7 protein-coding genes are annotated in these 4555 nt (G+C 70.3%); 2 read left to right on the top strand and 5 right to left on the bottom strand.

What is annotated here, in order from left to right:
* Positions 1 to 361, top strand: a 361-nt coding sequence (locus ACYVE7_RS29670) for an HAD-IC family P-type ATPase (protein ID WP_460369306.1), incomplete at its 5' end; no start/stop codon positions are given.
* An 18-nt stretch (positions 362 to 379) separates the two neighbouring features.
* Here the strand turns inward: ACYVE7_RS29670 and ACYVE7_RS29665 are convergent.
* A complete protein-coding gene (locus ACYVE7_RS29665; protein ID WP_460369305.1) occupies positions 380 to 766 on the bottom strand; it encodes a DUF7144 family membrane protein in 387 nt (128 codons plus the stop codon).
* Between the two features lie 36 nt (positions 767 to 802).
* Here ACYVE7_RS29665 and ACYVE7_RS29660 point away from each other — a divergent pair, with 36 nt between their 5' ends.
* Positions 803 to 1252, top strand: a complete 450-nt coding sequence (locus ACYVE7_RS29660; protein WP_460369303.1) for a hypothetical protein — start codon at positions 803 to 805, stop codon at positions 1250 to 1252.
* Here ACYVE7_RS29660 and ACYVE7_RS29655 read toward each other — a convergent pair.
* The 4 genes from ACYVE7_RS29655 to ACYVE7_RS29640 all read right to left on the bottom strand — a co-directional run.
* Entirely contained in the window at positions 1221 to 1805 is a 585-nt protein-coding gene (locus tag ACYVE7_RS29655; RefSeq protein WP_460369301.1) for a histidine phosphatase family protein, read from the bottom strand. The two genes, ACYVE7_RS29660 and ACYVE7_RS29655, sit on opposite strands and share 32 nt — an antisense overlap.
* An 83-nt stretch (positions 1806 to 1888) precedes the next feature.
* On the bottom strand, positions 1889 to 3004 hold the full coding sequence (gene ald / locus ACYVE7_RS29650; RefSeq protein WP_460369299.1) for an alanine dehydrogenase: 1116 nt from the start codon (positions 3002 to 3004) through the stop codon (positions 1889 to 1891).
* Between the two features lie 311 nt (positions 3005 to 3315).
* Positions 3316 to 4119 carry an SAM-dependent methyltransferase gene (locus tag ACYVE7_RS29645; protein ID WP_460369298.1) on the bottom strand — a complete coding sequence of 268 codons (804 nt, stop codon included), beginning with the start codon at positions 4117 to 4119 and terminating at the stop codon, positions 3316 to 3318.
* Between the two features lie 41 nt (positions 4120 to 4160).
* On the bottom strand, positions 4161 to 4555 hold a 395-nt coding region (locus ACYVE7_RS29640), incomplete at its 5' end, for a glycerate kinase (protein WP_460369296.1).

The raw sequence follows: 4555 nt of genomic DNA, 5'->3' as shown, positions 1-4555 counted from the left end.
CCAGTCCGAAGGCCGGGTGGTCGCGATGGCGGGCGACGGCGTCAACGACGCGCCCGCCCTGGCGCGGGCCGATCTGGGGCTGGCGCTCGGCACCGGCGCCGACGTGGCGATCGAGGCCGCCGATCTGACCCTGGTCTCCGGCGACCTGCGCGCCGTCCCCGACGCGATCGAGCTGTCCCGCCGCACCCTGCGCACGATCAAGCAGAACCTGGCCTGGGCGTTCGGCTACAACGTCGCCGCGCTCCCGCTGGCCGCGCTCGGCCTGCTCAACCCGGTGATCGCCGGTGCTGCGATGGCCCTGTCGAGTGTCTCGGTCGTCGCCAACGCCCTCCGCCTGCGCGGCTTCACTCCCTCGCGCTGAGCCTCTGGATCCTGGCCCCTAGATCTGGGGCCGGTGGGAGAGCGACCAGATCACCACGACGTCCAGGAGGATCACCATGATGCTCCAGATCGGGTAGTGCGGGATGAACAGGAACTGGGCGACGGCGCTGAGCATCGCCAGCCCGACCCCCACCATCCGCGCCCAGTCGTAGTCGAGCATGATGTAGACGCCGACGACGACCAGGGCCACGCCGAGGATCATGTGGATCCAGCCCCAGCCGGTCAGCGAGAGCCCGAACAGGTCGTCGTTCACGACGACGAAGACCTGCTTCTTGGCCACGGCGTGCAGGCCCTCGAAGAACTGGAAGAGGCCCGACAGGATGAGGATCGTCCAGGCGAGGACGGTCCCGCTCAGGGCGAGCATCTTCTCGTTCGGTGCGGTCATGGCTTTCCCCCCGGCTCGCCATCAAGATCACAGAGAGTGATCCCCCGGGTCGTCGAGGGTGAAACCCGCCGCCGTCACGGCCGCGTCGCTGAGCCAGGGCCGCCAGCCGCCGATCAGCTCCCGCAGTTCGGGGGTGCGGAACGCCGGATCGTGCCGGGCCAGATCGAGCTCGTTGGCCGTGCTCAGCTCCGCGAAGTCCCGCAGATCGGCCAGGGACGGCGCGTGCGCGGCCCCGTCGAACCTGTCGAGGAACGGGGAGAGCGCCGGATAGCTGACGGACCGGTCGCAGCTCGCGTACCGGTAGACGATGTGCTCGGTCTCGGCGCCCGCGATCCTGGCCAGCGGCTGGTGCCCGTCACGGGGCTGCCGCCGCTGCCGGTCGGCTGGGCGGCCCGTCAGTGGGCGGCGCTCAGCCCGCCGGCCCGCGCTTTCGCCGACACCGTCACCGACGCGCTTAGCGGGGCGGGACGTTCCACGACCGGATGACGGGCCGGTCGTGCTCCGTGCCGAGGGTGGAGGCCGTCCCGGTGTCGAGGGCGAACAGCCGGCCGTCGGCGGCGGGCAGGCCCAGCCAGCGGGCGGTCAGGATGCGCAGCACATGGCCGTGGGCGATGAGGGCGACGTCGCCGTCGGCCAGCAGCGGCTTGACCCGGGCGATCACCCGGTCGACGCGCGCACCGACCTCGTCGGCGCTCTCACCGGGCGTCTCGCCGGGTTCGGTGCCGTTCTCCCACACGTACCAGCCGGGGATGGTCTCCCGGATCTCCTTGGTGGTCAGCCCTTCGAACCGGCCGTAGTCCCACTCCCAGAGGTCGTCGGTGAGCTCGGGGTCGGCGATCCCGGCTAGTTCGGCCGTCCGCCGGGCGCGCAGCGCGGGGCTCACGAACGCCTTGACGATGTCGTGCTTGCCGACCAGCGGGACCAGCGACCTGGCCTGGTCCTCGCCGTGCGCGGTGAGCGGGACGTCGGTGCGGCCGGTGTGCTTGAGCGTCTTGCTCCACGCGGTCTCGCCATGGCGCAGAATGATCAATTCCCCCATGCAGGACACTCTACGGTCCCCGACGGGAAAGGCGCGCCCCCGGGCTCCGTTGACCGGGGGCGCGCCTTTGATGTCGGGTGGTTCTAGGCGAGCAGCGAGGCGACCTCGACGGCGGGGAGGCCGTGGGCCTCGGCGACGTGGTCGTAGGTGAGCTGTCCGTCGTGGGTGTTCAGGCCGAGGGCGAGCGAGGCGTCGTCGCGGAGCGCCTGCTGCCAGCCCTTGTTCGCCAGCGCCACCGCGTAGGGGAGCGTGACGTTGGTGAGGGCGTAGGTGGAGGTGTTCGGCACCGAGCCCGGCATGTTCGCGACGCAGTAGAAGATCGAGTCGTGGACCTGGTAGGTCGGCTCGGCGTGCGTGGTCGGGCGGGAGTCCTCGAAGCAGCCGCCCTGGTCGATGGCGATGTCGACGAGCACGGAGCCCGGCTTCATCCGGGAGACCAGTTCGTTGGAGACGAGGGTCGGGGCCTTCGCGCCGGGGATCAGGACCGCGCCGATCACGAGGTCGGCCGCGAGGACCTCCTGCTCGATGGCGTACGCGCTGGAGACCAGGGTCTTGAGCCGGCCCTGGTAGATGGCGTCGATCTGGCGGAGGCGGTCGACGTTGACGTCGAGGATCGTGACGTCCGCGCCCATGCCGACCGCGATCTGCGCGGCGTTCAGCCCGGACACGCCGCCGCCGATCACGACGACCTTGGCGGGGGCGACGCCGGGCACGCCGCCCGGCAGGACGCCGCGGCCGCCGTTGAACCGCATCAGGCTGTACGCGCCGACCTGCGGGGCGAGCCGGCCCGCGACCTCGGACATCGGGGCGAGCAGCGGCAGCGACCGGTTCGGGAGCTGGACGGTCTCGTAGGCGATCGCGGTGACGCCGGAGGCCAGCAGGGCGTCGGTGCACTCGCGGGAGGCGGCCAGGTGCAGGTAGGTGAAGAGGGTCTGGCCCTGGCGCATCCGGTGGTACTCGGCGGCGATGGGCTCCTTGACCTTGAGGATCAGTTCGCCTTCGGCCCAGACCTCGTCGGCCGAGTCGAGGATCTTGGCGCCGGCGTGCAGGTAGTCCTCGTCGGGGATGGACGAGCCGAGGCCCGCGCCGCGCTCGATGAAGACCTCGTGGCCGTGGCGGGTCAGCTCGTGGACACCGGCCGGGGTGATCGCCACGCGGTACTCGTGGTTCTTGATCTCGCGCGGAATGCCGACCTTCACTGTTTCCTCCCAAAGTGCCCGCACGGCCCGGTGCTGTGTGGCGTGTATCTCCAGGTTGCGGCCTGTATGAGGGTTCCGGCCACCGGCACTGTGTACAGCTGTGGTCAACGAAGATGACAGAGTGTCGGATCATGCTCCGGGACACGCCGAAGCGCACCAAGATCAACAATCTTGATGTCCCGGCGTTCTACTCTGGCAGCGCAGGAAGATCATGGAGTCCGCGCCTCCGTTCCTTCCTGCAACCGCGAACGCCCCGCCGCCCAGAGCGCGGCGGGGCGTTCGCCTCCCCGTCAAGATCAGACCCGTGAAGATCAGGGCTTGCGGGCGATCCCTCCGTAGATCAGTTTCTGCCCGACGCTGAGCTCCCCGTCGACCGGACGGTCCGGACGCCACAGCGGGTTGGGCACGACCCCCGGCTCGACCAGCTCGAGCCCGTCGAACCAAGCCGTGATCTCGGCGGGGGTGCGGAACCGGCCGGTGCCGAGCAGCGCCAGATACTGCTTCTCCGCCGCCTCGGCCTCCGGCGAGGAGTTGCAGAAGCTGGTGATGAACACGTGGCTGCCCGACGGCACGGCCGCCAGATAGGCGTCGACGATGCCCTGCGGGTCCTCGTCGTCATGGAGGTGGTGCAGGATCCCCACCAGCATGATCGCGACCGGCTGGTCGAAGTCGATGAGCGCCTTGATCTCGGGCCTGGCCAGCACCGCGGCGGGGTCGCGCAGATCCGCGGTGACGACGGCCGTCCGCTCGTTCTCGGCCAGGAACGCCTTGCCGTGTGCGAGCACGATCGGATCGTTGTCCACATAGACGACCCGGCTGTCGGGGGCCGCGGCCTGCGCGACCTGGTGGGTGTTCTCGACGGTCGGCAGGCCGGAGCCGAGGTCGAGGAACTGGCGGATCCCCTGGTCGACCAGGTAGCGGACGCCGCGTCCGAGGATCTCCCGGTTGTAGGTGGCGACGTCGTAGATCTCCGGGACGACCTTGACGATCTCGTCGACGAACGCCCGGTCGACCGCGAAGTTGTCCTTGCCGCGCAGGACGACGTCGTAGGCGCGGGCGATGCTCGGCACCCTGATGTCGATGCCCTTGGCCGCCCAGTCCTCTGTTTCGCCCACGAATGCCCTCCACTGCGCTGAAACCCTTATTTATAAGGGTTTCAGCGTAGGGGATCGGGGAGCCATTCGGCGGCGATGGCGACGGTGAGCTGCTCCAGGAGCGGCCCCGCCTGGCGGATGCAGCGGTCGACGTCCGACTCGATGTCCGTCAGCGTGTAGGCCGCGTGGATCTTGGCGCGGCGGAGCTGCTCGCCGGTCAGGGACCGCCGCCCGCTGACCGCGACGACCGGCACCCCGGCGCGGGCCGCGGCGCGGGCGACGCCCACGGGCGCCTTGCCGCGCAGCGTCTGGCTGTCGAGGCTGCCCTCACCGGTGATCACCAGCCGTGCTCCGGCGAGCTGCTCGGTGAAGCCCAGCAGCTCCAGCAGGTAGCCGATGCCCGGTTCGAGCCGCGCGCCGAGGAACGCGAGGGCCGCGAAGCCCACCCCGCCCGCCG

Source organism: Actinocorallia lasiicapitis, from assembly GCF_054778695.1.
This window is presented reverse-complemented; position numbering and strand designations above follow the sequence as displayed.